At 69.3% G+C, this 25379-nt stretch carries 23 protein-coding genes; 7 read left to right on the top strand and 16 right to left on the bottom strand.

Annotated elements, in window-relative coordinates; genetic code table 11:
* The first annotated feature begins 315 nt into the window (after positions 1–315).
* On the top strand, positions 316–519 hold the full coding sequence (locus BJY22_RS25675) for a cold-shock protein (protein WP_134100749.1): 204 nt from the start codon (positions 316–318) through the stop codon (positions 517–519).
* 82 nt (positions 520–601) lie between these two features.
* On the opposite strand, the gene BJY22_RS25670 is transcribed toward BJY22_RS25675, so the two are convergent.
* Entirely contained in the window at positions 602–1456 is an 855-nt protein-coding gene (locus BJY22_RS25670) for an LLM class flavin-dependent oxidoreductase (protein WP_167211175.1), read from the bottom strand.
* 146 nt (positions 1457–1602) lie between these two features.
* Between BJY22_RS25670 and BJY22_RS25665 the strand changes: the two genes are divergently transcribed.
* Positions 1603–3366 (top strand): BCCT family transporter, encoded by a 1764-nt coding sequence (locus BJY22_RS25665; RefSeq protein WP_167211172.1) that lies wholly within the window; start codon positions 1603–1605, stop codon positions 3364–3366.
* 3 nt (positions 3367–3369) lie between these two features.
* Here the strand turns inward: BJY22_RS25665 and BJY22_RS25660 are convergent, their stop codons facing one another.
* The 7 genes from BJY22_RS25660 to BJY22_RS25630 all read right to left on the bottom strand — a co-directional run bounded on the left by BJY22_RS25660 (position 3370) and on the right by BJY22_RS25630 (position 11194).
* A complete protein-coding gene (locus BJY22_RS25660; protein ID WP_167211169.1) occupies positions 3370–4350 on the bottom strand; it encodes an SMP-30/gluconolactonase/LRE family protein in 981 nt (326 codons plus the stop codon).
* 114 nt (positions 4351–4464) lie between these two features.
* Entirely contained in the window at positions 4465–4824 is a 360-nt protein-coding gene (locus BJY22_RS25655; RefSeq protein ID WP_131296896.1) for an RNA polymerase-binding protein RbpA, read from the bottom strand.
* Positions 4825–4840: 16 nt separating this feature from the next.
* Entirely contained in the window at positions 4841–5074 is a 234-nt protein-coding gene (gene secG / locus BJY22_RS25650; RefSeq protein WP_167211166.1) for a preprotein translocase subunit SecG, read from the bottom strand.
* Positions 5071–5889: a triose-phosphate isomerase gene (gene tpiA, locus BJY22_RS25645; protein WP_167211163.1), complete on the bottom strand. Its 819-nt coding sequence runs from the start codon at positions 5887–5889 to the stop codon at positions 5071–5073. The genes secG and tpiA overlap by 4 nt, the downstream gene beginning before the upstream one ends.
* Before the next feature lie 5 nt (positions 5890–5894).
* On the bottom strand, positions 5895–7097 hold the full coding sequence (locus BJY22_RS25640) for a phosphoglycerate kinase (RefSeq protein WP_167211160.1): 1203 nt from the start codon (positions 7095–7097) through the stop codon (positions 5895–5897).
* 97 nt (positions 7098–7194) lie between these two features.
* Positions 7195–8199 carry a type I glyceraldehyde-3-phosphate dehydrogenase gene (gene gap / locus BJY22_RS25635; RefSeq protein ID WP_167211157.1) on the bottom strand — a complete coding sequence of 335 codons (1005 nt, stop codon included), beginning with the start codon at positions 8197–8199 and terminating at the stop codon, positions 7195–7197.
* A gap of 208 nt (positions 8200–8407) precedes the next feature.
* The gene (locus BJY22_RS25630; protein ID WP_167211154.1) at positions 8408–11194 is read right to left on the bottom strand and encodes a BTAD domain-containing putative transcriptional regulator; all 2787 of its coding nucleotides are present in this window, start codon (positions 11192–11194) and stop codon (positions 8408–8410) included.
* A gap of 117 nt (positions 11195–11311) precedes the next feature.
* On the opposite strand from BJY22_RS25630, the gene BJY22_RS25625 reads away from it, so the two are divergent.
* The gene (locus tag BJY22_RS25625) at positions 11312–12079 is read left to right on the top strand and encodes a sulfite exporter TauE/SafE family protein (protein WP_167211151.1); all 768 of its coding nucleotides are present in this window, start codon (positions 11312–11314) and stop codon (positions 12077–12079) included.
* Positions 12080–12082: 3 nt separating this feature from the next.
* Here the strand turns inward: BJY22_RS25625 and whiA are convergent, their stop codons facing one another.
* Positions 12083–13066: a DNA-binding protein WhiA gene (gene whiA, locus BJY22_RS25620; RefSeq protein ID WP_167211148.1), complete on the bottom strand. Its 984-nt coding sequence runs from the start codon at positions 13064–13066 to the stop codon at positions 12083–12085.
* A gap of 130 nt (positions 13067–13196) precedes the next feature.
* On the opposite strand from whiA, the gene BJY22_RS25615 reads away from it, so the two are divergent.
* Entirely contained in the window at positions 13197–13703 is a 507-nt protein-coding gene (locus tag BJY22_RS25615) for a SigE family RNA polymerase sigma factor (RefSeq protein WP_167211146.1), read from the top strand.
* A complete protein-coding gene (locus BJY22_RS25610; RefSeq protein ID WP_167211143.1) occupies positions 13700–15142 on the top strand; it encodes a hypothetical protein in 1443 nt (480 codons plus the stop codon). The genes BJY22_RS25615 and BJY22_RS25610 overlap by 4 nt, the downstream gene beginning before the upstream one ends.
* Positions 15143–15159: 17 nt before the next feature.
* Here BJY22_RS25610 and BJY22_RS25605 read toward each other — a convergent pair whose 3' ends face one another.
* The 3 genes from BJY22_RS25605 to uvrC are packed head-to-tail and all read right to left on the bottom strand — an operon-like array spanning position 15160 to position 19009.
* Positions 15160–16101, bottom strand: coding sequence for a uridine diphosphate-N-acetylglucosamine-binding protein YvcK (locus BJY22_RS25605; RefSeq protein ID WP_167211141.1), 942 nt, complete (start codon positions 16099–16101; stop codon positions 15160–15162).
* Positions 16098–16964: an RNase adapter RapZ gene (gene rapZ, locus BJY22_RS25600; protein WP_167211138.1), complete on the bottom strand. Its 867-nt coding sequence runs from the start codon at positions 16962–16964 to the stop codon at positions 16098–16100. Before rapZ ends, BJY22_RS25605 begins: the two co-directional genes overlap by 4 nt.
* Entirely contained in the window at positions 16964–19009 is a 2046-nt protein-coding gene (uvrC, locus tag BJY22_RS25595; RefSeq protein WP_167211135.1) for an excinuclease ABC subunit UvrC, read from the bottom strand. Before uvrC ends, rapZ begins: the two co-directional genes overlap by 1 nt.
* Positions 19010–19091: 82 nt before the next feature.
* On the opposite strand from uvrC, the gene BJY22_RS25590 reads away from it, so the two are divergent.
* Positions 19092–19547, top strand: a complete 456-nt coding sequence (locus BJY22_RS25590) for a DUF6194 family protein (protein WP_167211132.1) — start codon at positions 19092–19094, stop codon at positions 19545–19547.
* 150 nt (positions 19548–19697) lie between these two features.
* The gene (locus BJY22_RS25585; protein WP_167211129.1) at positions 19698–20912 is read left to right on the top strand and encodes a S8 family peptidase; all 1215 of its coding nucleotides are present in this window, start codon (positions 19698–19700) and stop codon (positions 20910–20912) included.
* Between the two features lie 58 nt (positions 20913–20970).
* Here the strand turns inward: BJY22_RS25585 and BJY22_RS25580 are convergent, their stop codons facing one another.
* The 4 genes from BJY22_RS25580 to BJY22_RS25565 form a co-directional block, all read right to left on the bottom strand.
* Positions 20971–21537: a Rieske (2Fe-2S) protein gene (locus tag BJY22_RS25580; RefSeq protein ID WP_238350456.1), complete on the bottom strand. Its 567-nt coding sequence runs from the start codon at positions 21535–21537 to the stop codon at positions 20971–20973.
* A 419-nt stretch (positions 21538–21956) separates the two neighbouring features.
* Entirely contained in the window at positions 21957–23006 is a 1050-nt protein-coding gene (locus BJY22_RS25575; protein WP_167211126.1) for a MinD/ParA family ATP-binding protein, read from the bottom strand.
* A 12-nt stretch (positions 23007–23018) separates the two neighbouring features.
* Entirely contained in the window at positions 23019–24341 is a 1323-nt protein-coding gene (locus tag BJY22_RS25570; RefSeq protein ID WP_167211123.1) for an EsaB/YukD family protein, read from the bottom strand.
* Positions 24338–25378: a DUF6177 family protein gene (locus tag BJY22_RS25565; RefSeq protein ID WP_167211120.1), complete on the bottom strand. Its 1041-nt coding sequence runs from the start codon at positions 25376–25378 to the stop codon at positions 24338–24340. The genes BJY22_RS25570 and BJY22_RS25565 overlap by 4 nt, the downstream gene beginning before the upstream one ends.
* Between the last annotated feature and the right edge of the window lies 1 nt (position 25379).

Here is a 25379-nt window from a genome sequence, read left to right as displayed (position 1 = left end):
TTCGTTGCCAACGTCCCCGCCCCGTCGCTGCCTGCGAAACAGCAGGTCGGGACGGGATTTGCGGTTCCGGACCGGCCCCACGGAGGGCGAAACGGGGTGCGCACGCAGGGTAACGATTGGCGACAATCAGCGACACGTGTTTGTCCTCACCCCTACCATCAGCCCGCAGAACGGCTACAGTTATGGCGTTGCAGTTTTGGACTCCCTGACTTTTGCTGTGCTGCATGGCCGGTCTGTCGTCTGGGGCCTTTCGGCGACGCGCGGCTCATGAGGTGTGGGTCGCGGATTGTTAAATAGCCATCGAGGAGATAGACAATGGCTGTCGGTACTGTCAAGTGGTTCAACGCTGACAAGGGCTTCGGCTTCATCACCCCGGATGACGGTGGTGCGGACGTGTTCGCGCACTACTCCGCCATCCAGATGTCGGGCTTCCGCTCGCTGGACGAGAACCAGCGGGTCGAGTTCGAGATCACCCAGGGCCAGAAGGGCCTGCAGGCGGAGAACATCCGCGCGATCTGATCCTCGGATCACCTTCTAGCAACCAACGTCGGGGTCGCACACCATTCGGTGCGCGGCCCCTTCGTCATCTCGGCGCCACCTCTCAACGGAACCGCGGTACGACGTCCGACACGACCTGCTCCAGGACCGCCTCCGAGCCGGCGTACACGCCCTCGGTGCGGGGCCAGTGGACGATGACGTCGGTGAAGCCGAGGGTGGCGGCGCGGCCGGTGACGTCCTCGAAGAGGGCGGGGCTGGACAGGGCGTAGACGGCGGAGTCGAGGGAGAGGTAGCGGTCCAGGCGCCGGCCCTCGAGCAGGTCGTCGAGGCGGTGACTGAGGTCGGCGACCGACGTGAACCAGCGGTCCAGGTCGTCGCGTGCTCCCCCGGTTGTCATCCAGCCGTCGCCGTACTCCGCGGCGAATCTCAGCGAGCGCGGTCCGTTGCCGGCCAGGACGAGCGGCACGCGCGGTTGCTGGACGCACCCGGGCAGCGTGCGGGCGTTGCGCGTCTCGTAGTACTCGCCCTTGAAGTCGACGCCGTCGGTGGTGAGCAGCGTGTCGAGGAGTTTCACGAACTCCTGGTACCGGTCCTGCCGTTGCCGCCCGGTCAGGTCGGGACCGCCCTGGATCGTCGCGTCCAGGCTGCCGCCGGCGCCGATGCCGCACAGGAAGCGGCCGCCGGACACCTCGTCGATCGCGAGGATGTCGCGGGTCAGCGCCAGCGGATGCCGGAAGTTCGGCGAGGTCACGAAGGTGCCGAGCTTGATCGTCGAGGTGACCGTCGCGGCCGCCGTCAGCGTCGGCGTCGTCCCGTACCACGGTGAGTCCTGGAGACCGCTCCAGGTCAGGTGGTCGTACGTCCACGCGTGGTCGAAGCCGTACTCCTCCGCGCGCCGCCACCGCGGCGCGGCCTCGGGCCAGCGGTACTCCGGCAGAATCGCGATTCCGAAACGCATGCCCGCACCTTACCGAGTGTGTCCGAAACCACGATTGTTGCGTTTTCACACAATCTCCGACACGGTCGTAAGGCCCGGCACCTCAAGGGCACCCTGTCCCCTACACAACAGAACGGAGGCGCGCCGTAGCGAGGCGTGACTTACCTGTGGCCATCGATATCGACAGCCAGGCAGACACCCCCGACAACGCAGCACATCCCGCAATAGCAACCCCGCCACCACCCGGCAGCCGAAGTCACGGCTCCGGGCTGGACCGCGTCACCTTCGGTGTCACCGCGGTCATCGCCCTGGCGTTCGTCGCCTGGGGCATCATCGACGCCGCCGGTCTCGGCACGGCGTCCACCTCGGCCCTCGGCTGGGTCGAGCAGAACACCGGCTGGCTGTTCGTCCTGCTGGCCTCCGGCTTCGTCGTCTACGTGATCTGGCTGGCGGCCGGCCGGTACGGACGGATCCCGCTCGGCCGGGACGACGAGGAACCCGAGTTCCGGACCGTGTCCTGGGTGGCGATGATGTTCAGCGCCGGCATGGGCATCGGCCTGATGTTCTTCGGCGTCAGCGAGCCGCTCACGCACTTCGTCAAGCCCCCGCCGGGCACCGTCGAGACCGGTACGGCGGAGGCGCTCGAGACCGCGATGGCGACGACGCTGTTCCACTGGACCCTGCACCCGTGGGCGATCTACGCGGTGGTCGGCATCGCGATTGCCTACGGCACCTTCCGGCGCGGGCGCTCGCAGCTGTTCAGCTCGGCCTTCGCCCCGCTGCTCGGACGCCGTACCGAAGGACCGATCGGCAAGGTGATCGACGGCCTCGCGATCTTCGCGACGTTGTTCGGATCTGCCGCGTCGCTCGGGCTCGGCGCCCTGCAGATCGGCTCCGGCGTCCAGATCCTCGGCTGGATGGGCAAGACCGGCAACGGCCTCATGGTCGGCGTGATCGCCGTCCTCACGGCCGCGTTCGTCGCGTCGGCCGTGTCCGGCGTCGCGAAGGGCATCCAGTGGCTGTCCAACATCAACATGGTGCTGGCCGTCGTCCTGGCGGTCTTCGTGTTCGTGGTCGGCCCGACCGTGCTGATCCTGAACCTGGTCCCGACCGCGATCGGGGACTACTTCCGCGACCTCGCCGACATGGCGGCACGCACCGAGGCGAGCGGCGGCGACGCGATGTCGACGTGGCTGTCCGGCTGGACGGTCTTCTACTGGGCCTGGTGGATCTCGTGGACGCCGTTCGTCGGCATGTTCATCGCGCGGATCAGCCGCGGGCGGACGATCCGGCAGTTCGTCACCGGCGTCCTGCTGGTGCCGTCGCTGGTCAGTCTGCTGTGGTTCTGCATCTTCGGCGGTACGGCGATCGACCTCCAGCGCGGCGGTACCGACGTCGCCGGCGCGTCGACGACCGAGGGCCAGCTGTTCGGGGTACTCGACCAGCTGCCGCTCGCAGCGGTGACCACGGTGATCGTGGTCGTGCTGGTCGCGATCTTCTTCGTGTCCGGCGCGGACGCGGCCTCGATCGTGATGGGCACGCTGTCCGAGCGCGGCGCGATCGAGCCGAAGAAGCCGCTGGTCGTCTTCTGGGGTGTGCTCACCGGGGCGGTCGCCGCGGTCATGCTGCTCGCCGGCGGCGGCGGTGCCGACGCCTTGAAAGGCCTGCAGAACCTCACGATCGTGGCGGCACTGCCGTTCGCCGTCGTGATGGTCGGCCTGGCGGTCGCGCTCGCCAAGGACCTGCGGACGGATCCCCTGATGTTGCGTCGCGAGATCGGCTCGGAGGCGGTCGAGGCGGCGGTCATCGAGGGTGTCAGCAACCACGGCGACGACTTCTCCCTGGTCGTGACCGGGAACGGGCACGACGCGCAGACGGTCGTCCCGGAGTCGCCGCAACCGCAGGACGTGGTTCCGCCGCCGAAGCCCTAGGGCCTAGCGAGGCGGAGTCGGGAACGTGGCTAGGGAGCTGGTGCCGATGCTTCCTAGCCACACTTTCCCGTCCCGCTCCCGCACACCGGTCGGCATGTGGAAGTCCGGGTGCTTGGCGCGGAGGTCCTGCACGAGCTCGCCCGTCTCGTCGTACGCCTGGATCTCGATGATGTCCGCGGCCTTCGGCTTCAACGCGTCGGGCAACGCCCAGACGATCTTGCGCAGGACCGGGTGCTTCGGCAGCAACAGATCGAGTACGGCGTTGCGCGGCGAACCGACCGTCACCCAGATCAGGCCGTCGGAACCGCGAGCGATGTTGTCGGGCAGCCCCGGGATCTCCACGAGCTGCACCGGCTCGGCACCCTCGACGGTGAGGTCGAGCTTGTAGAGCGCGTACATCGCGGTCTCGGCCCAGAAGAGCGTCCGGCGGTCACTGCTGAGCGCCACGCCGTTCGGGAAACCACGCCCGGACGCGAGCCGCGTGACCTCGCCGTCGGGGGTACGGCGGTACACGCTGCCGGTCGTGGAGTGTTCGAGCAGGTCGGCCATCCACTCGTCGATACCGAACCGGGTGGACGAGTCGGTGAAGTAGATCGTCCCGTCCTCGGTGACGTCGGCGTTGTTGCAGAACCGCATCGGGCGGCCGTCGATCTCGGCGAGCAGCGTCGCGACCCGGTTGTCCTTGTCGAGCGTCAGCAGGCCGCGGTTCGCGTCGCAGATCAGCACCTTGCCGTCCGGCAGCCACTCCAGGCCCAGCGGCCGGCCGCCGGTGTCGGCGAGGGTGGTGATGGTCCTGCCGTCCGCGCTGACGCGCAGGATCCGGCCGTCGTACAGGCCAGTGAGAACACTGCCGTCCGTGTCGATCAGCGTGTCCTCGGGGCCGGCGCCCGGGAGCGCGACGACGTCCACCTCGATGCCCGTCGGGTTCCGTGCCGGCGGCGCGGGCGGCGGGGTCCAGCGGACGGGCGCGATCGACGACTTCATGCCCCAGACCCTAGCGCGCTGCGTCCGAGCGACCACAAGCGGTAGATCTCCGGAATCCCGGAAACACAGACAGCCCGGACCGATGGGGATCGGTCCGGGCTGTCCGGAGTACTGCTAGAAGATGACCTCGCCGCGGGCGCGCCGGGCGCGGAGCTTCTCGAGCGCCTCGTCGAGGATCTCCTGGGCCTCCTGCTCGGAGCGACGCTCCTTCACGTAGGCCAGGTGGGTCTTGTAGGGCTCGATCTTCGGCGGCGGAGGCGGGTTGTTCACATCGGTGCTGGTCGGCAGACCGCACCGTGGACAGTCCCACTCCTCCGGGATGGCCGCCTCGACCGCGAACCACGTCGCGGTCTCGTGCCCGTTCGCACAGAAGAACACGATGCGCTGCCGGGGCGCGGTGTCGCCGCGCTCCGCCTCGCCCATCGGCCCGGCACCGACCCGGCTGCCACGAATCGCACTGCCACCACCAGCCACGGGAACCTACTCCCCCTCAGCCGAGCTTGTAGAGCAGGCCGAGCGCGACGATGGCAGCGAACCAGATCAGACCGACACCGATCGTGATCCGGTCCAGGTTCCGCTCGGCGACCGAGGAGCCGCCCAGGCTGGACGACACACCGCCACCGAACAGGTCCGAGAGGCCGCCACCGCGGCCTTTGTGCAGCAGTACCAGCAGCGTGAGGAACAGGCTGCAGACGATCACGATGATCGAGAAAGCGAGAATCACGAGGAGTAGCCTAACTGAAGGTCCAGGTAACGGCAGATGCCGGCGAACTCTTCCACCTGGAGACTCGCACCTCCGACGAGGCAGCCGTCGACATCCGGTTGGGCCATGATGCCACCTGCGCTGGCCATCTTCACCGATCCACCGTAAAGAATCCGTACCGAGTCGGCGACCGACGGTGAGATCGTCTCCTCGATCCGGCCCCGGATCGCGGCGATCACCTCCTGCGCGTCCTCCGGCGTCGCGACCTCGCCGGTGCCGATCGCCCAGACCGGCTCGTACGCGATGACGAGCTTACGGACGTCGTCCTGCTTCAGCCCGGCCAGTGCGGCGTCCACCTGGGCCAGCGTGTGCGGCACCTGCTCGCCGGCCTTACGGACCTCGAGGCCCTCGCCGACGCAGACGATCGGGACCAGGCCCGCCGCGAGCGCCTTCGTGGTCTTCGCGTTGACCGTGGCGTCGTCCTCGTTGTGGTACTGCCGGCGCTCGGAGTGCCCGGTCAGCACGTAGGTGCAGCCGAGCTTGGTGAGCATCGGCGCCGAGATCTCGCCGGTGTACGCCCCGGAGTCGTGCGTGGACACGTCCTGGGCGCCGTACTTGAGCTTCATCCGGTCGCCGTCGACCAGCGTCTGCACGCTGCGGATGTCGGTGAACGGCGGCAGCACCGCCACCTCGACGCGCTCGAAGTCGTGCTTCTTGTCCTGCAGCGTCCACGACAGCTTCTGCAGCAGGTGCACGGCCTCGACGTGGTTGAGGTTCATCTTCCAGTTGCCCGCCATCAGTGGCGTGCGGGCGGCTGGGGTGTCAGGCGCGGCCATCGGTGTCAGTCCTCTTCCAGTACGGCGAGACCCGGGAGCTCCTTGCCCTCCAGGTATTCCAGCGACGCGCCGCCACCGGTGGAGATGTGGCCGAACGCGTCGTCGGCGAAGCCTAGCTGGCGTACGGCGGCCGCGGAGTCACCGCCGCCGACGACACTCAGCCCGTCCACCTCGGTCAACGCCTGCGCGACGGCCTTGGTTCCGCCGGCGAAGGCCTCCATCTCGAAGACGCCCATCGGGCCGTTCCAGAACACGGTCTTCGCGCCGGCGACCTCGGCCGCGAACGCCTTGCCGGACTCCGGGCCGATGTCCAGGCCGAGCTGGTCGGCGGGCATCGCGTCGGCGGCGACCACCGTGGCCGGCGAGTCGGCCTTGAACTCGGGCGCGATCACGATGTCGGTCGGCAGCACGATCTCGACACCCTTGGCCTTCGCGGTCTCCAGGTAGCCCTTGACCGTGTCCAGCTGGTCGTCCTCGAGCAGGCTCTTGCCGACCTCGTGGCCCTGCGCCTTGAGGAACGTGAAGACCATGCCGCCGCCGATCAGCAGCTTGTCGGCCTTGGCGATCAGGTTGTCGATCACCGCGAGCTTGTCCGACACCTTCGCGCCGCCGAGTACGACGACGTACGGCCGGGCCGGGTCCTCGGTGAGCTTCTTCAGCACGTCGACCTCGGCGAGCACCAGGCCGCCGGCCGCGTGCGGGAGCTTGCGCGCCACGTCGTACACGCTGGCCTGTTTGCGGTGCACGACGCCGAAGCCGTCGCTGACGAACACGTCGGCCAGCGCCGCGAGCTCCTCGGCCAGCGCCTCGCGCTGCGCCTCGTCCTTGCTCTCCTCGCGCGCGTCGTAGCGCACGTTCTCCAGCAGCAGGACCTCGCCCTCGTCCAGGTCCTGTACGGCGGTCTGCGCGGCCTCGCCGGTGACATCGCCGGCGAAGTGCACGGTGATGCCCTCGGGCTGCAGCAGCTCGCCGAGCCGCTCGGCCACCGGGGCCAGGGTGAACTCCGGCTTCGGCTCGCCCTTCGGACGGCCGAGGTGCGCGGTGACGATCACCTTCGCACCCGCCTTGGCGAGCTTGATCAGCGTCGGCAGCGAGGCGCGGATCCGCCCGTCGTCGCCGATCACCGCGTCCTTGATCGGCACGTTCAGGTCGGACCGGACCAGCACCCGCCGGCCCGCCAGGTCGCCGAGATCTTCGATGGTCTTCACAGTTCAGCTTCCTCGGGTGAACGAGCTTGCGCCCGAAGGAGCACCAGGCCCTCCGGACGCAAGCGGGTGGACTGCCTCAGACTGCTTCAGAGCCTGGTCAGAGCGAGGCGCCGACGTGCTTGACCAGGTCGACGAGACGGTTCGAGTAGCCCCACTCGTTGTCGTACCAGCCGTACACCTTGACCTGGTTGCCGATGACCTTGGTGATCGGCGCGTCGTAGATGCACGACGCCGGGTCGGTGACGATGTCGGAGGACACGATCGGGTCCTCGCTGTACCGCAGGATGCCCTCGAACGGACCCTCGGCCGCGACGCGGTACGCCTCGTTGACCTCGTCGACGGTGACCTCACGGGCCAGGTCGACGGTCAGGTCGGTGATCGAGCCGGTCGGCACCGGGACCCGCAGCGAGTAGCCGTCGAGCTTGCCCTTCAGCTCCGGCAGGACCAGGCCGATCGCCTTCGCGGCGCCGGTCGAGGTCGGCACGACGTTCAGCGCGGCGGCGCGGGCGCGGCGGAGGTCCTTGTGCGGGCCGTCCTGCAGGTTCTGGTCCTGGGTGTACGCGTGGATCGTGGTCATCAGACCCTTTTCGATCGTGAACGCGTCGTGCAGGACCTTGGCCAGCGGGGCCAGGCAGTTGGTGGTGCAGGACGCGTTCGAGATCACGGTGTGCTTCTCGGCGTCGTACAGGTCGTGGTTGATGCCCATCACCACGGTGAGGTCCTCGTTCTTCGCCGGGGCGGAGATGATGACCTTCTTGGCGCCGTTGTCGGCGTGCGTCTTGGCCTTGGTGGCGTCGGTGAAGAAGCCGGTGGACTCGATCACGACGTCGGCGCCGACGTCCGACCACTTCAGGTTGGCCGGGTCGCGCTCGGCGAACGCGCGGATGGCGTGGCCGGCGACGGTGATGTCGTCCTCGGTCGCCGAGACCTCACCCGGGAAGCGGCCCAGGATCGAGTCGTACTTCAGCAGGTGAGCAAGAGTCTGGTTGTCGGTCAGGTCGTTGACGGCGACGACCTCGATGTCGGCACCGGACGCCTGCACGGCGCGGAAGAAGTTACGGCCGATGCGGCCGAAGCCGTTGATACCTACGCGTACGGTCACGGGACTACGTCTCCTCTGAACTGGCTTTGCACTGCCGCTACAGCCCGAACACTAGCCCAACAGCCCACTCGGCCAACTGGTAGCGTCCAGATGAGACCACCCCTGATTTTCCAGGGCTTCAGACCAGACCACTGGCTGGTACGACGAACGGCGATTTCCGAAGCATCTCTCCGGAAACTGTCGTACCGACTCAGCCGACAGGGTCAGGTCAGGCGAAGCGCCGGTACGGCGCGGGCATCGGCGGGTCGGGTTCGGCCAGCAACGCGTCGGCCTGCTCGCTGGTGAGCAGGCCGTGCTCGGCCAGCAGCATCAGGGATCGCTCCCGCTCCGACGCCGCGCGCCCCTCCTGGCCGAGCCTCCGGTACGCCGTGCCGAGGTCCCAGAGCAGCCGCCCGAAACCCAGACGGTTCGGCCAGGCGGCGAGCAGATCGACGCTGCTGCGGAGGAGCTCGACGGACCGTTGCGGTTGATCGAGCACCAGGGCCAACTGTCCCAGGTTCGCCAGGGAGATCCCCATCCCGTGGGTGTCGCCGAGCCGACGGCGAAGCTCCAAGGCGTCCTCGTGCCGCCGCCGAGCCTCGTCGTACCTGCCCTGGTGCTGCACGACGATGCCGAGGTTGGTCAGGTCTCGCGCTTCCAACTCGTCCTCACCGGTCGAGTGGTGAAGCCCGATCGCCCGCAGCAACTCGTTCTCTGCCTCCGGCGCCCGCCCGTCCATGACCAGGGCATGCGCCAGGGTCGTGCGGACGGTCGCTTCCCGCAGACTGTCGTCCACGGTCGCGAACAAGTCGCGCGCCAAGTGCAGCGGTTCGATCGCACCGGCCGGATCGGTGGCGATCAGAGCCGCTCCCAGTGCATGGTGTGCAGTCGCGATCAGACTCGGCTCCGCAACGCGCTGGGCAGCGTCCACCGCGATCCGCCCCACTCGCCGTGCTTCGGTGTGCCAGCCGCGGCTGGCGAACGGATGCTGTGCCACTGCCGCCAGCCCGACGATCACCGCGGGGTCGTCCACGGCCGCGGCGACCGCGACCAGGTTCTCCCGCTCGGCGTCGATCCAGCGAATCGCCTGACCGAGATCCTCGAGTGCGACCGGCGACCAGGCCGGCTCCGCGATCCCGGACGCCAGCCACGGCTTCGCCGTCACCGCTCGCATCAACTCCGCGACCGCCCGCGTCGTCGCAAGGTACGCATGGCCGGTACGACGTACTGCTGCCAGCGACTCGGCCCGTGACAGCTCGCGCTCGGCCACCTCGCTCGCGTACAGCCGGACCAGGTCGTGCATCCCGTAGCGGCCGGTATCGAGAGCTTCGACCAGCCGGGCGAGAACGAGTCGGTCGAGGCCTGCTTGTACCTCGCCGGGCCCGGCCTCGACCAGTGCGCCGACGACGTGCGCGTCGACATCCGGCAGATCGAGGACGGGCACCGTGTAGAGGATGCGGTCAGCCAACCGGCCGCTGCGATCCCGGCCGAGGGTCTGCCGGCCGACGCTGATGCTGGCCCGCACCGACAGATCGGCATCGCTCAGCTCGTCCAGCCGCCGATCACCGGCCAGTCGGCCGGCCAGCTCCGAGATCCGCCAGTCCGGTCGTGCGGCCAGCCGGGCCGCGGCGATCCGCAGCGCCAACGGCAACCCGCCGCACAGTCTGATCACCTCCGCCGTGGCCTCCGGTTCGGCGGCGATCCGGTCACGTCCGGCGAGGTCTGTCAGTACGACGAGCGCGTCCGCCTCGGCGAGGGCATCGAGGTGGACCTGCGTCACACCGTCCAGGGTGGCCATGGCCATCCGGCTGGTCACCAGGACGGCGCTCCCCCGGTCGCCGGGCGTGAGTCGTCGTACCTGGGCCGCGTCGACTGCGTCGTCGAGCACGATCAGCATCCGCCGGCCGGCCGTCGACGACCGGAATCGTGCGGCGGCCTCGTCCAGGTCGGCCGGCAGCTGAGCGTCGGACAGGCCGAGCGAGCGCAGGAATCGGCGCAGTACGTCCAACGGCGCGAGCGGCCGCGATCCCGGGGTCGCACCGTGCAGGTCGACGTACAACTGGCCGTCCGGAAACGCCTCGCGGAGCCGGTGCGAGACCTTGATCGCCAGCGCCGACTTGCCGACGCCGCCCTGGCCGTGGATGGCGACGATCGGCGAGCCCTGACTCAGTGCGGCGTGGATGCGATCGAGCTCTCGGTCCCGGCCGGCGAGGGCCGGCACGTCAGGCGGCAGCTCGGCCGGTGGCGGCAACGCCCGGATCCCGTCGGCCGGTACGAGCGCGGGGTCGGCGATCAGGATGGCGTGTTCGAGCTTCCGCAGCCGCTCGCCCGGATCGAGCCCGAGCTCTTCGGCGATCAAGGCCTTCCCCGCCCGGTACGCCGACAGCGCATCGGCGGTCCGGCCGCTGCGGTACAGGGCAAGCATGAGTTGAGCCCGGAACCCTTCGTGTAAAGGGCTTTCGGCCACCAAGGCGGTCAGCTCGGGGATCAGTGCGGCCGACCGGCCCAGCGCCAGGTCGGCCTCGATCCGCAGTTCCAGTGCGGCCAGTCGCGCCTCGGCCAGCCGACCTGCCTCGTCCCGGAGCACCTCCACGTCGGTGAGGCCTTCGTACGCCGATCCACGCCACAATGCGAGCGCTTCGGCGAGCACCGTCGCCGCGACCTGCGGATCGTCGGTCAGGTCCCGGCCGCGGGCAAGCAGCAGCTCGAACCGGCTGGCGTCCAGCGCCTCGGCATCCACCTGGAGCAGGTAGCCGTCCGGCGTGCTGGTCAACTGATCGCCGTCACCGAGCAACTGCCGCAGTTGATGGATGTGCCAGCGCACGGTGGCCGGCGTCGGCGGCCGGTCCCGCCAGGCGGCTGCCACCAGGACGTCGCGCGGTACGACGGATCCCGAACGGCTCAGCAGTACGGCGAGCAGCGTCCGGCGGATCTCCGCGCTGACGACCTGGGTCCGGCCGGCGTCGTACACCTCGATCGGCCCCAGTACGCCGAACCGCGTCGTCGGTCTGTCCACAGTGCGACCCATCCTGTCTCACCGCCGGGCCAACGCTGACCCAACGCCGCTCCGTCACAGTCCGGGTCAGGGGTGGCCGCCGCGCGGTGCCGCCCGACCGTCCCGGGGGAATGCACGATGGAGATCGAGATCATCGCGCTGCTGCTCGTCGCGGCAGCGGTGGCCGGCTGGTTCGACGCCGTCGTGGGTGGCGGCGGGCTGGTGCAGTTGCCCGTGCTGATGCTGGCGATGCCCGGTACGCCGGCCGTGTCGCTGCTCGCCACGGACAAACTGTCGTCGATCGCCGGTACGACGTGCGCGGCGGTCACCTTCAGCCGCCGGACCAAGGTCGACGTACGGCTCGCCCTGATCAGCGGAATCCCGGCCGTCGTGCTGTCGGGGCTGGGCGCGGCTGCGGCCGGCACGCTTCCGTCAGAGGTACTGCGACCGGTGGTGGCGGCCGCACTCGTCGCCGTCCTCGCCATCGTGGTGGCGCGGCCGAGCCTCGGCCTGAGCTCGACCCCCGCCCTGCCCACCCGCGGCCGGATCGCGGCCGTCGTCCTGGTCACCGGCATCGCGTTGCCGTTCTACAACGGACTCATCGGACCGGGCACCGGCACGATGATGGTGGTCGCGCTGACCACCCTGCTCGGCATCGACTTCACCCGCGGCTCGGCGACGTCCAAGATCGTCAACCTCGGCTCGAACCTGGGCGCCCTGCTGGTGTTCGCCTGGCAGGGTCAGGTGCTCTGGCTGCTCGGACTCGGGATGGCGGCCTGCAACATGCTCGGCAGCCGGCTCGGAGCCGGTACGGCGCTGCGCCGCGGATCACCGTTCGTCCGCACGGTCCTGGTGATCGTCGTGAGCCTGCTGCTGCTGAAACTCGGCGTCGAGGAACTCGTCTGAGTCTCAGGCCGGGTCGAGCATCTCCGGCGTCAGGTTGGCCTCGGTGTTCGGGATGCCGAGGTCGGCGGCGCGCTTGTCGGCCATCGCCAGCAGCCGGCGGATCCGGCCGGCGACGGCGTCCTTGGTCAGGGCCGGCTCGTGCAGCTGACCGAGCTCCTCGAGGCTGGCCTGCTTGTGCTCCAGCCGCAGCTTGCCCGCCACCTGCAGGTGGTCCGGTACGTCGTCGCCGAGGATCTCCAGCGCCCGCTCGACACGGGCCCCCGCTGCCACTGCCGCACGGGCCGAACGCCGCAGGTTCGCGTCGTCGAAGTTGGCCAGCCGGTTCGCGGTCGCGCGTACTTCGCGACGCATCCGGCGCTCCTCCCACGCCAGCACGGACTCGTGCGCGCCGAGCCGGGTCAGCAGCGCGCCGATCGCGTCGCCGTCGCGGATCACCACACGGTCCACGTTGCGCACCTCGCGGGCCTTCGAGCCGATCCCGAGCCGCCGGGCCGCACCGACCAGCGCGAGCGCCGCCTCCGGACCGGGGCAGGTCACCTCGAGTGAGGACGACCGGCCCGGCTCGGTCAGCGAACCGTGCGCCAGGAACGCACCCCGCCAGGCTGCGACCGCGTCACACGAAGCACCGGACACGACCGCCGGCGGCAGCCCCCGGACCGGGCGGCCGCGGTTGTCCACCAGGCCGGTCTGCCGCGCGAGCGCGTCACCGTCACGGACCACGCGGACGACGTACTTGGTCTGCTTGCGGATGCCCGAGGGCGAGATCACGACCACGTCCGACGGGTGCCCGAAGATCTCGGCGATGTCCTTGCGCAACCGCCGCGCCGCGGCGCCACTGTCCAGCTCCGCCTCCACGACGATCCGCCCCGACACCAGATGCAGCCCACCCGCAAACCGCAGGATCGACGAAACCTCAGCCTTACGGCAACACGGTTTCGTCACCTGAATACTGGTCAGCTCGGACTTCACCTGTGCTGTCATCGCCATAAAAAGCATCCTCCCACCCATGTCAAAGACCTTCGGATCACCAACGGACGGCAGTGTCCCCCGTTACGGTCACTGCAACCTTCCGGGGTGGTGGAGGCGTTACCTCGCCGACAATTGTGGAGGGAGGGGTATGAAGGCATCGGACGAGGCGGAGTTCACGGAGTTTGCCGCGACGATGGTTCGGCGGTTGCGGCGGACGGCGTATCTCATGTGTGGAGACTGGCATCGGGCGGAGGACGCTGCTCAGGACGCCTTGGTGAAGGTGTATCGGCGGTGGCATCGGATCGACCGGACGCAGGGGCTGAACGGGTATGCCCATCAGTGCCTGGTGACCGCTGTGTTCGACCAGTCGCGGAAGCCATGGCGCCGGGAGCGGCTCGTGGACACCGACGACCAGGCCGGGCCGTTGCCCGACCCGGGCGGCGCGGTCGACGACCGGATGCTCGTCGTACAGGCCCTGGGCGCACTGCCGCCGAGTCAGCGCGCGTGCGTCGTACTGCGGCACTACGCCGACCTGAGCCTCGAACAGACCGCCGACATCCTCGGCGTCGGCACCGGCGGCGTGAAGAGCCAGACGTCTCGCGGCCTCGCCCGGCTGCGCGAACTCCTCGACCAGACCGAAAGGAGCGCCCCGTGAGTACCGACATCGAACGCCTGCTGGCCGCGGCCGCCGACGACACCGACCAGCCGCTGAACACCGACGTCGACGACCTGCTCGTCCGGGCCCGGCGCTCCGTCCGCAGCACGCGGATCGCCACGGTGTCGACCGCCGTTCTCACCACCGGCGTGATCATCGCCGGCGCCGCGACCTGGTCCGCGAACCGTGACCAGAGCACCGCCCCGGCGGGAGTGCCCGGTGCGACCATCACGATCGACGCGAAGACCGGTCTTGTCGTGGACGGCGAGACCGGGAAGACGATCCAGCCACCGCCGCCGGTGAGCCCGCTGTCCGACGCCGAGATCTACCGGCGCTGCGTGCAGTACGACCGCGAGAACGTTGACTTCCTCCGCGAGCAGAAAGCCAACCTCTGGGACAAGGCCGGCCCGATCACCCCGCAGTGGAAGGTCGTGTACAAGAGCGGTGACCAATCGCTGCTGTCCGCCGGCTTCCTGTCGCCGGACAAGTCGATCCTGTCCACCTGCACCATGGACGCGCCGCAGAAGCCCTTCACCAACGGGCGGCTGAGCACCACCGAGAAGGCTCCCAAGAGCACCGCCGGCGTACCTCAGGCGGCCGAGGCCGGCGCCTGGGTCCCGGTCGCGGGGGCCGCGCGCGTGCTGGTCGAGTACAGGGGCGACAAGAGCCCGCGGCAGGCACTCGTGGGCACCGACGGGTTCTACACCCTCGGCTACACGGGCGTCCGGAGCGGCCAGATCCCGCTGCAGCGCATCCGGGCGTACGACGCGACGGGCAAGAAGATCTGGGAACTCGTCAACAAACCGGCCGACGAGCCGACCGTCGCGAGTCCGACGGGCCCGGACAACGTCACCGTCAAGACCGCCGACCCGGTCACGCCGGACGCCGTACTCACGAAGGACCCCCTGACCGGCAAGGCGCTCGTACCTCCCCCGCCGGTGAGCCCGCTGACCGACGAGGAGATCACGACCCGGTGCCGTGGCGTGGACGGCATCTACCTTGAGGGCGGATCGCCCGCTCAGGACCCGCGGATCAAGGCGGCCGGACCGGTCACGAAGGACTGGAAGGTCGCGCTGAAGACGGGCACCGGCGACAAGGTGACCGCCGTACTGATCTCGCCGGACCAGAAGGTCTACGCCTGGTGTCACATGCTCGCAGCGACGGCGAAGGGGCCGTACGACTACACGCGCGGCGCGGTGCAGGCGAACGGGAGGTTCGGGGACACCTTCGAGTTCGGGATGGTGCCCGACGGGGTCGCGCAGATCGTCGTCGACCTGCCGAAGCAGGGACCGACCCGCGCGCTGATCTCCAACGGCTACTACATCTGGGGCCTCACCGGCGGGAACTCCGGCATCCAGAACGTCCGCGTCCGGGGGTACGACGCCCACGGCAAGTTGATCTACGACCAGAAGAAGGACGTGGACGCCGACTTCGACTGACCCGCTCCCCCGGACGGCTAGCGGAAGATCTCGCGGTAGACCTTCGCCAGTTTGTCCGGGGCGTGGTGGAGGTCGCGGTCGTCGTCGGCGATGTCGGCGATCACCAGCTCGGCCCCGAGGGACTGCGCCGTACGGCGCAGCGACTCGGGGTCGGGCACGTGACCGGCGTCGGCGAGCACGACGTCGATCCGCAGGTCCGGCGCGTGCGCGCCCAGCACCTCCAGGTGGGTCTCGGGCGAGAAACCGTCGGTCTCGCCCTTCTGCTCCCCCAGGTTGAGCGTGAGCAGCCGCCGGGCGCTGGTCTGCTCGAGGCCGCGGCACAGCTCGGGGACCAGCAGGTTCGGGATCACGGAGGTGAACCACGACCCCGGACCGACGACGACCCAGTCGGCTTCCGCGACAGCAACGAGCGCCTCGGGACAAGCGGGCGGGTCCGCCGGATCGAGCGCGACGTCCACCACATGCCCCTCGGTCGTCGCCACCTCGGCCTGACCGCGGATCTCGGTGATGGCTTCCGGATGCGCCGGGTCCAGCCCGAGCACCCGCGCGGTGATGTCCAGCGGTACGGCGGACATCGGCAGCACCCGGCCCTCCGCGCCGAGCAGCCGGGCCACCCAGTCGAGTCCGTCGACCGCCTCGCCGAGCAGCTCCCACAGCGCGACGATCAGCAGGTTGCCGACCGCGTGGTCGTGCAGCTCGCCGTTGCTGCGGAAGCGGTGCTGGAGGACGTCGGCCCAGGTACGGCCCCATTCGTCGTCGCGGCACAGCGCGGCCAGCGCCATCCGCAGGTCGCCCGGCGGCAGCACGCCGAGCTCCTGGCGCAGGCGGCCCGACGAGCCGCCGTTGTCCGCGACGGTGACGACCGCGGTCAGTTGATCGGTGACATGGCGAAGAGCGGACAGTGAGGCAGCCAAGCCGTGTCCGCCGCCGAGTGCGACAACCCGTGGGGCGCCGCTCACTCCCGCCCCAGGTCCCGGTGCACGACCAACGTCGGTGACCCTTTCTCGCGCAGCCTGCGGGCGATCTCCTCGGCCATCGCGACGCTGCGGTGCTTACCCCCGGTGCAGCCGATCGCGACGGTGACGAAGCGCTTGCCCTCGTTCAGGTAGCCGGTCCGCAGGGTGTCCAGCACGTCCACGTAGTTCTGCAGGAACTGCTGGGCCAGCGGATGGCCGAGCACGAAGTCTGACACAGGCCGGTCCTGCCCGGTCATCGGGCGCAGGTCCGGCTGCCAGTACGGGTTCGGGATGAAGCGCATGTCGGCGACCACGTCGGCGTCCACCGGGATGCCGTACTTGAACCCGAACGACACCACGGTCGCCCGGAGCTCGGCGTTCTCCTCGTCGCCGAAGGCGTTCACGATCTTCGCCGCGAGCTGGTGGATGTTCAGGCTCGAGGTGTCGATCACCAGGTCGGCGCCGGCCCGGATGTCCCCGAGCAGCTCGCGTTCCCGCTGGATGCCGTCCAGCAGCCGGCCCTCGCCCTGCAGCGGGTGCGGCCGGCGGACGCTCTCCTGGCGGCGCACGATCACGTCGTCGGAGGCCTCCAGGAACAGCGTCAGCGGCCGGTACCCCTTCAGCCGCAGGTCATGGATCGCCGAGCTCAGCTCGTCGAAGAACAGACCGGTCCGGACGTCGACGACGACCGCGAGCCGCGGTGCCGCGCCGGTCCCGACGACCTGCTCGACGATGGTGGTCAGGAACATCGGCGGCAGGTTGTCCACCACGAACCAGCCGAGGTCCTCGAGTACGTCGGCGACGGAGCTGCGTCCCGCGCCCGACATACCGGACACGATGATCAGGTTGCCGCCTGTGTCGTCCATCAGTTCTCAGTTCTCCCTGGGTCCCCGTCGGCCGTGTCGATCGACCGCTGTCCGGCCGGCGCCGGGACGTCGTCACCCAGTATCTCGCCCGTGGCCATGTTGATCGCGGGCGCCCGGCCGGTTTCCGCCTTCGTTGCGGCAGCGTTAACCGCGAGTACGACGGACTCGGCCGTACGCCGCCCGAAACCGGGCAGATCGGCCACCTCGTCGATCGTGGCGGACCGCAACTTCTTGAGCGAGCCGAAGTGCCGCAGCAGCGTCTTCCGCCGCACTTCACCCAGTCCTGGGACCTCGTCGAGGACGCTCTCGACCATCGACTTCGAGCGCCGGCTGCGGTGGTGCGTGATGGCGAACCGGTGCGCCTCGTCGCGCAGGCGCTGCAGCAGGTACAAGCCTTCCGACGTACGGGAGAAGATGACCGGGTCTTCCTCGTCCGGCACCCAGACCTCCTCGAGGCGCTTGGCCAGCCCGACGACGGGAATGTCGCCAACCCCGATCTCGTCCATCGCCTGGCGGGCTGCCGCTACCTGAGGCGGTCCACCGTCGACGACGACGAGCCCCGGCGCATAGGCGAACTTCTTCGCTCTTCCGGTCTCGGGATCGATGAGGGTGGCCGACGGGTCGTCGTCTGCCGTCTGCGCGGCGCGCTCGTCGAGCAGCCGCTTGAACCGCCGGGTCAGCACCTCCGCGATCGAGGCGACGTCGTTCTGCCCGTCGACGCCCTTGATCACGAACCGCCGGTACTCGCTCTTGCGCGGCAGGCCGTCCTCGAACACCACCATCGAGGCGACCACCTCGGTGCCCTGCAGGTTCGAGACGTCATAGCACTCCAGCCGTAGCGGCGCTTCGGGCAGGTCGAGCGCGGCCTGGATCTCCTCCAGCGCCTGGTTGCGCGTGGTCAGGTCACTGGCCCGCTTGGTCTTGTGCATCGTCAGCGTCTGCAGCGCGTTGCGCTCGACGGTCGCCATCAGCGCCTTCTTGTCGCCGCGCTGTGGGACCCTGATCGAGACCCGCGCGCCGCGCAGCTCCTCCAGCCACTCGGTCAGCGCGTCCGCGTCCTCGGGCATCGTCGGCACGAGGATCTCCCGCGGGATCGTGTCGCCCGAGTCCCCGGCGTACGTCTGCTGGATGAAGTGCGAGACCAGGTCGGCGGTGGTCGCCGTACCGTCCGCCTTGTCGGCGATCCACCCGCGCTCACCGCGGATCCGGCCGCCGCGGACGTAGAAGATCTGGACGGCGACCTCGAGCGGGTCCTCGCTCAGTGCGATCACGTCCGTGTCGGTACCGTCGCCGAGGACGACCGCGTTCTTGGCCAGCGCCTTCTCCAGGGCGGCCAGGTCGTCGCGGATCTTCGCGGCCCGCTCGTACTCCAGCTCGGCGGCGGCGGCCTGCATCTCCTTCTGCAGCCGGCGCACGTACGTCGCGGTCTGGCCGGAGAGGAACGCGGCGAAGTCGTCGACGATCTTGCGGTGTTCCTCCTGCGTCACCTGCCCCGTGCAGGGCGCGGCGCACTTGCCGATGTACCCGAGCAGGCAGGGCCGGCCGATCTGGCGGTGCCGGTTGAACACGCCCTTGCTGCACGAGCGCATCGGGAACACCCGCAGCAGCAGGTCCACGGACTCGCGGATCGCCCAGGCGTGGCTGTACGGACCGAAGTACCGCACGCCCTTCTTCTTCTGGCCGCGGCCGACCATGACCCGCGGATACTCCTCGTTGAGGGTGATGGCGAGCCACGGGTACGACTTGTCGTCGCGGTACTTCACGTTGAACCGCGGGTCGTACTCCTTGATCCAGGAGTACTCGAGCTGCAGCGACTCGACCTCGCTGCCGACCACCGTCCACTCGACCTTGGCAGCCGTCGTCACCATCGCCTGCGTGCGCGGGTGCAGGTTCACCAGGTCCTGGAAGTACGACGACAACCGGGCCCGCAGGTTCTTCGCCTTGCCGACGTAGATCACCCGCCCGGCGGAGTCGCTGAAGCGGTAGACACCGGGTGAGTCGGGAATCGATCCCGGAGCGGGACGATAGGAGGACGGATCAGCCACCCAACCACCCTAGTTCGGGTCGCCGACAAATCCGGAATCGCGGCAAAGTTTCTATTGCTAGTTCAATGACACACTTGAAGGCATGACTCTCGAAGAACTCGATCGGACGTTGCGCGCGTACGACGGTGTCCGGGTGCTCGAGGCCCAGGACGACCTGTTCTACCTGTACGACCCAGGCGCCGACCTGCCACCGGAGCGGCAGCAGCCGTTCGCCACTGTCGTCACCGGAGACCACTACGAGCAGGTGTCCCGACTGGACGAGTCCGGTTCCTGGCGGCTCAACCTCGGACTCACCAAGACGACGTACACCGACCTGTTCGGCCCGGTCCCGACCGAGCGGGACGCCGACTGGGTCCTCGCGTCCGGACACGACTACGCCGCCCGCGACACGTTGATGCCGCATCCGTTCTACGCGTCGCAGTACTGGATCGCGATCGTCGACCCGACCGGTCTGGACCGGCTGCTGCCGTTGATTGACGAGGCGTACACGTTCGCGGCGCGTAAGTATTCCAACCACCAGGCACGGCAAACCAGCTGAAGATTGCGGTCGTGTTGCGGCTTGGCTCATAAGGCTGAGTTGACCCCCGGCTGGGATGGGCGCGCTCCCTACCGTGTGACCCAGGGTAGATGTGCAGGTCCTTTGCGTGAGGCAACCAGGCCTTGCGCTGACTCGAGGGAGAATCCGCCCATGTCCCCTTCCCTTCGCAGATCGCGCGCACTGTTCGGCGCTGTCGCTGCGTCTGCGCTCGCCGTCACCGGCCTCGCCGCCACAGCGGCCGGCAGTGACGCGGCACAGCAGGCTCCGGTCACGATCCGCGGGGCCGGCAGTCCGAACGCCATCCCCGGCAGCTACATCGTCGTCCTGGCCGGCCAGAACTCGCGGGCCGAGACCCGGGTCGCGACCCAGAGCCTGGCCACGAGCTACGACGTCAAGGTCAAGAAGCAGTTCGACTCGTCGATCAAGGGCTTCTCGGCCGGCATGACCGAGGAGCAGGCGAAGAAGCTGGCCGGCGACTCACGGGTCGCGTTCGTCCAGCAGAACCAGAAGATCACCGTCAGCCAGGACGACCCGCCGTGGGGCCTGGACCGGGCGGACCAGCGCGAGCTGCCGCTGGACAAGAAGTACGAGGCGTCGACGACCGCCGACAACGTGAACGTCTACGTGATCGACACCGGCATCTACGCCGCGCACAAGGACTTCGGCGACCGCGCGTCGGTCGGCACCGACACCGTCGGCGACGGCCAGAACGGCGTCGACTGCCAGGGCCACGGCAGCCACGTGGCGGGCACCATCGCGGGCACGACGTACGGCCTCGCGAAGGGTGCGAAGGTCGTCGGCGTCCGGGTGCTCGACTGCCAGGGCTCCGGCTCGACCGAGTCCGTGGTGGCCGGTATCGACTGGGTGACCAAGAACGCCAAGAAGCCGGCGGTCGCGAACATGAGCCTCGGCGGCGGCGCGGACGAGGCGCTCGACGCGGCGGTCAAGGCGTCGGTCGACTCCGGCGTCACGTACGCCGTTGCTGCCGGCAACGACAGCGCGGACGCCTGTCAGGGTTCGCCGTCCCGGGAGCCCTCGGCGATCACCGTCGGCGCCACCGACGACCAGGACCAGCGCGCCGAGTTCTCGAACTTCGGCAAGTGCGTCGACCTGTTCGCCCCGGGTGTCGACATCACCTCGGTCGGCATCACCGACCCGGACGCCTCGGCGAAGATGAGCGGTACGTCGATGGCGTCGCCGCACGTCGCGGGCGGCGTCGCGCTCTACCTGGCCGACCACCCGGACGCCACACCGGCCGATGTCGCGGCGGCGCTGGTCGAGGGCTCGACCCCGGACAAGGTGGGCGACCCGGGCGAAGGCTCGCCGAACAAGCTGCTGTACGTCGGGGCCGCTGACCAGTCCTGACCTACGCCGCTGAGGGCCCGGCCAGTCCGACTGGCCGGGCCCTTCCGCGTGCCGCCGTTCAGGCGGACTGCACGATGTTGCTGCCCTCGACCTTCACGTTCACGGCCGGGAGCGCCGTCTGAGCCGGTCCGCTGACCGGGCTGCCGTCGGCGATGCTGAAGTGGCTGTTGTGGAACGGGCAGATGATCTGCCCGCCCTCGACCGACCCGATCGGGTTGCCCTGATGCGTGCACACCGCGGAGAAGCCCTTGTACTGGCCCGCGGTCGGCTGCGTCACGACGACCTTGGCGTCGGAGAACACCTTCCCGCCACCGACCGGTACGTCGGCCGCCGGACCGAGGACCGCACCGCCGCCACCGGGCGCACTGGACGACGCAGTGGACGACGGCGCCGACGAGGAGGCGCTGGTGCTCGGCGCGGAGCTGGAGCCGCCGGCCGACGGCGTCGCACCGCCGCCGGTCTCGTCACCGCCGCAGGCCGCGAGGATCGGGGCGCCGGCACCCGCCAGCGCGACCATCGCCGCGCAGCGGAGCACCGTCCTCCGGTTACGCAGACCGTCGGTCGCGCTGTCCGCTGCCTCGGCCTGCTGCGGAGTGGTAGGTGGTGCCATCGTGTCATCGCTCATGGGGTTGATGGCGTGTCGCCCCGCCGTTCACGACGGGAGGAGACGCCATCTCCCTCCCTTCAGGTTTTGTCGGTCGAGTCCGATAGCTTGTTCCATCGGTTGTGATAACCAAGCAACCAGCCGTAGCAGTATCAGCAAGACACCACGGCCGGACGGGCCGTGGCAGCGCGGGGAGCCTTCTTGCGCAGTAAGGCACGGCCGTGAACCGCGAACCTCAGCCCGCAAGGGTTGGAATCCTCCGCCTTCGGGCGGTGGGAGGACGTCAAGAATCTGGACCTCCGGGTCGAGAGAGCTGTAGCTGATCGTTTGTCCACCTGGTGTCTGCTCGTTGAACGCGCGGACACCAGGTCAAACGACTGGATCGGCGGAACGGTTCAAACCCGATCGGCTTGAACCGAGGTTTGAAGGTTTGCTGTTCATCAGCTGGGCGATCGGGTCACGATCCCGACCACCCGGGCCGCGAGTTCCAGGACCGCGCGCCTGGTCTCGGTCTCCAGTTCGCTCGAGTGCAGCGGCCAGGCCCCGGCGATGTGCGGGTCGTGCGGCAGCACGACCGGCTCCAGCCCACGCTGCCGAAAGGCGTCGCTCAGCCAGCGGGTCGTGTCCAGGTCGGCGTTCTCGACCAGTGTGATCACGACGACGCCGCGACTGAGCAGCAGGTCCTGTCCGGCGGGCGCCAGTTGGTCCAGCTGGTACAGGCAGTGGCTCGCGACATGCTGCACCGACGGCACGACGAGCACCGTGCAATGTCCGGTGTTCGCCATCTCGGTGGCGATCTCGTCGAACATGCTCCCCGGGCAGTCCACCACAGCGAGCCCGACGTCGCGTGCCCCCTGGCTCTGCGCGGCGGCCAGCGTCGACCGGAGGGCCGGCACCGTCGGATCACTGCGCACCAAGCTGACGCCCTCGATCGCACCGGCGCCGAGGGTGAGTTCCAGCCGCCGCGACAGCTCGGCACCCACCGGATCGACATCGACCGCCACGACCCGATCCGCGCGCTGAGCCGCCAGCATCGTCGACAGCAGCGCGGTGACGGTCGACGTACCGCCGTCGGTCACTGGGCTCGTCACGCCGACCCGCCGGGTGATCGCGATCGGCCGCCGACACGTGGAGATCAGGTCAACGTCCCGCTGCAGCCGCCCCGATCCCCCGATCACGTACGCCGCATCGGAAGCAACCCGCCGGAACTTGTCGAACACGGACTCGCCGCCGTCGTCCTCACGCCGGCCGCGACCGGGCGGTGGCATCGCCTGCTGATACTGCTGGAACTGCTGATAGTGCTGAAGCTGCTGGTACGGCGGCTGCTGAGAGGCCTGCGGTGGGGACGGCTGGTCGGCAGGCAGAACCGGCTCCTCGGGCGGCTGGGCAGCAGCGGGCGGCGCGTCGCCGGTGTGGGCCGGCTCGTCGGCGGGCGGCCGTTCCGCCGACATCCGGCGCAACATGTCGCTCTGCCAGTCAGGATCAGTCATTCCATCCGGTCGTCAGAACTTGTTCAGCAAGGTGGTGTAGACGCCGAACACTCCCAGCGCCAGGGGAACCATCACGATGATCACCCCGACCTCAAGATAGTCGAGCAGCTGGGTGAGCCGCGCGCGCACATGCTCCGCCGGTGCGAAACCGAGACCGAAGGCGCAGAGCATCGCGACGAGCACCAACAGCCCGAGTGCGATCAGCGCGCCGCCCTGACCGTTCACGGCGGCGATCAGCACACAGCCCGACACGATCGTGAACGCCGCCGCGAACAGTACGGCGACTTCGGTCACCAGCGGGTACAGCCGCGACCGTGAGGCCAGCAGAAACGCCAGCGCGAGCGCGAGCCCGACCGCCCAGGCCGAGCCCTGCCGCAACAACATGATCCCCGCCACCGCCGACGACAGTGCGATCGGCACGGTGGCCAGCGCCAGGCCGACATGCGCCGCGTTGAGTGCGGTCCGTACGTCGCCGCGCCCGATCTCCCGTCCCGCGGCACGCTGGTCGTCCAGGCTCGTCAGCCCGGACGTCGCCAGCGCCATCCGTGGCAACATGCCCAGCAGCAGGACGGCCAGCAAGGTGGCGAGTGCGCCGATGCGATCGGCGGCCAGCCCGGTGCCGACGCCGACCATCCACACCGCAACGAACACCACCGATGTCGCGCCGGCCACCACGCCTCCGCCGCCGATCCCGGCGACCGTGTAGAGCGGCGGGCCGAAGGACAGGCAGAGCGCTCCGACGGTGAGCACCAGGCCGGGCTCCCAGCCGGCATCCAGTGCCCAGAAGCCGATCGTCAGCGCGACGACGACGGTTGTGACCGTGACCAGAGGGACCGCGACGAACTTGTTGCCGGACTGGCCGATCGCGATGCCGACGAACGCGCAGATTGCCGCCACGACGAGCAGCGCCGCCGCGGTCAGGGCGTGCGGAGCCACGACCAGGACCGAGATCGCGCCGGCGACGATCGAGAAGACAAGGCCGGCGCCGGCGAGGATGCGCCGGTGTTTCGGAGTGAACGTCGAACCGCGACGCTTCAGGTCCTCGACCGCCTCCTCCGTGACGTCGTACACGGTCGGCGGCGGTGGCAGCTCGCCCTCGGCGACCAGCCGGAGTACGGCGCCGTCGGCGATCTGCGCCGACGCCAGTGTTCCCTCCGGCGCGACGAGCCCGCCGGCGACCGTGGTCAGGAAGCGGCGTTGCGGGGTCTGCTGCATCGGCTCGTCCAGCAACCGCAGCAGATCCGGCAGCAACACGCCGAGCGGTTGGTCCGCGGGAAGCACCGCGTCCATCCGCTTCCGCTGACCGATCACCGTCACCCGGCTGTAGATACTCATGCACGTCCTCGCTCAGGCCCAGGGACCAGCTTGTTCATCAGCTTCGCGTAGCGCTGCCAGTCGCCCGGAGTACGGCCGTCGCCGATCGGATACCAGACGGCCGGCCTGTGCGCGGGGCCGATCGCCAGAGCGCGGCTGACGCCCTCGACCTTCAGCAGTTCCGCGAGGCTCGATGCCCGGACCGCCTCGTTCCCGGCAGCCACGCCGATCGGGCAGGCGATGCCGAGGAAGCGCGGCTCGTAGCTGCCGTCCGCCGCGCCGTACGAACCCAGCACCGTCGCCGACACCAGCTCGAAGTTGTCGGCGATCTCGTCGATCCACTCGCCGATCCTGTGGGGTTCCGGCAGCTCGAGCCCTGGCTGAGCGACCGCCAGCGTCACGGTCTCGTCCAGGCCGGACCGCGTACGGCGGGTCTCCAGCGTGCCGATCGACGGCCTGAACTCCCCTCCCGGCTGACCGGCCAGCACCAGCCAGGTCGGCTGCGGTGCGCGACGGCGGCAGTACTCCGTCAGCGCATCCGGACTCCATGGCTGCGTCACGGGCTCGGACGTCGACCAGCCGGCCGGCGCTGCCCCGGAGGCCGCGGTGAACAACCGCTCGGCGACCCGGCCGAGGACGAGACTCGCCACGGGTTTGTGCCGCACCCGCACCGTCAGCTGAAACTGGCCGAACGGCTGGACCCGGACGAGGAAATCAGGATGCAGGTGCGGTTTCCCACGCCCGGTAGCTGCCCGGGCGACGAACAGGTCGCCGTTCCACTGCAGCCGGACACCGTTCAGCCCGTCGAAGTACTCACCGTCGTCGCCCGACACGACCCATCTGGCGAACGCGGTCCTGAACAGCGCCGACCGGACCGGCCACGTGATCCGCGAACTCCTCGGCGTGACCAGTTGGACCGCGCGTCCGGCTGCCTTGGCCGACGCCACCGCGTCGCTGAGCCACGCCGACATGCCGACCACCGGACGGTCCTGCATGACGACCGCGACCTTCTCGGTGATCAGATCGACGCCGGGGCTGAAGATCAGCGCGTTCGGCATG

It is taken from the genome of Kribbella shirazensis (assembly GCF_011761605.1).
Taxonomy (GTDB): domain Bacteria; phylum Actinomycetota; class Actinomycetes; order Propionibacteriales; family Kribbellaceae; genus Kribbella; species Kribbella shirazensis.
This window is presented reverse-complemented; position numbering and strand designations above follow the sequence as displayed.

Coding starts and splice junctions, on each gene's coding strand:
- BJY22_RS25625 (WP_167211151.1), top strand. CDS start 11,312: ATGGAGATCGAGATCATCGCGCTGCTGCTCGTCGCGGCAGCGGTGGCC.
- BJY22_RS25580 (WP_238350456.1), bottom strand. CDS start 21,537: ATGAGCGATGACACGATGGCACCACCTACCACTCCGCAGCAGGCCGAG.
- BJY22_RS25565 (WP_167211120.1), bottom strand. CDS start 25,378: ATGCCGAACGCGCTGATCTTCAGCCCCGGCGTCGATCTGATCACCGAG.
- BJY22_RS25590 (WP_167211132.1), top strand. CDS start 19,092: ATGACTCTCGAAGAACTCGATCGGACGTTGCGCGCGTACGACGGTGTC.
- BJY22_RS25615 (WP_167211146.1), top strand. CDS start 13,197: ATGAAGGCATCGGACGAGGCGGAGTTCACGGAGTTTGCCGCGACGATG.
- BJY22_RS25670 (WP_167211175.1), bottom strand. CDS start 1,456: ATGCGTTTCGGAATCGCGATTCTGCCGGAGTACCGCTGGCCCGAGGCC.
- BJY22_RS25675 (WP_134100749.1), top strand. CDS start 316: ATGGCTGTCGGTACTGTCAAGTGGTTCAACGCTGACAAGGGCTTCGGC.
- BJY22_RS25585 (WP_167211129.1), top strand. CDS start 19,698: ATGTCCCCTTCCCTTCGCAGATCGCGCGCACTGTTCGGCGCTGTCGCT.
- whiA (WP_167211148.1), bottom strand. CDS start 13,066: ATGGCGATGACAGCACAGGTGAAGTCCGAGCTGACCAGTATTCAGGTG.
- BJY22_RS25570 (WP_167211123.1), bottom strand. CDS start 24,341: ATGAGTATCTACAGCCGGGTGACGGTGATCGGTCAGCGGAAGCGGATG.
- BJY22_RS25575 (WP_167211126.1), bottom strand. CDS start 23,006: ATGACTGATCCTGACTGGCAGAGCGACATGTTGCGCCGGATGTCGGCG.
- rapZ (WP_167211138.1), bottom strand. CDS start 16,964: ATGGACGACACAGGCGGCAACCTGATCATCGTGTCCGGTATGTCGGGC.
- tpiA (WP_167211163.1), bottom strand. CDS start 5,889: ATGGCCGCGCCTGACACCCCAGCCGCCCGCACGCCACTGATGGCGGGC.
- BJY22_RS25660 (WP_167211169.1), bottom strand. CDS start 4,350: ATGAAGTCGTCGATCGCGCCCGTCCGCTGGACCCCGCCGCCCGCGCCG.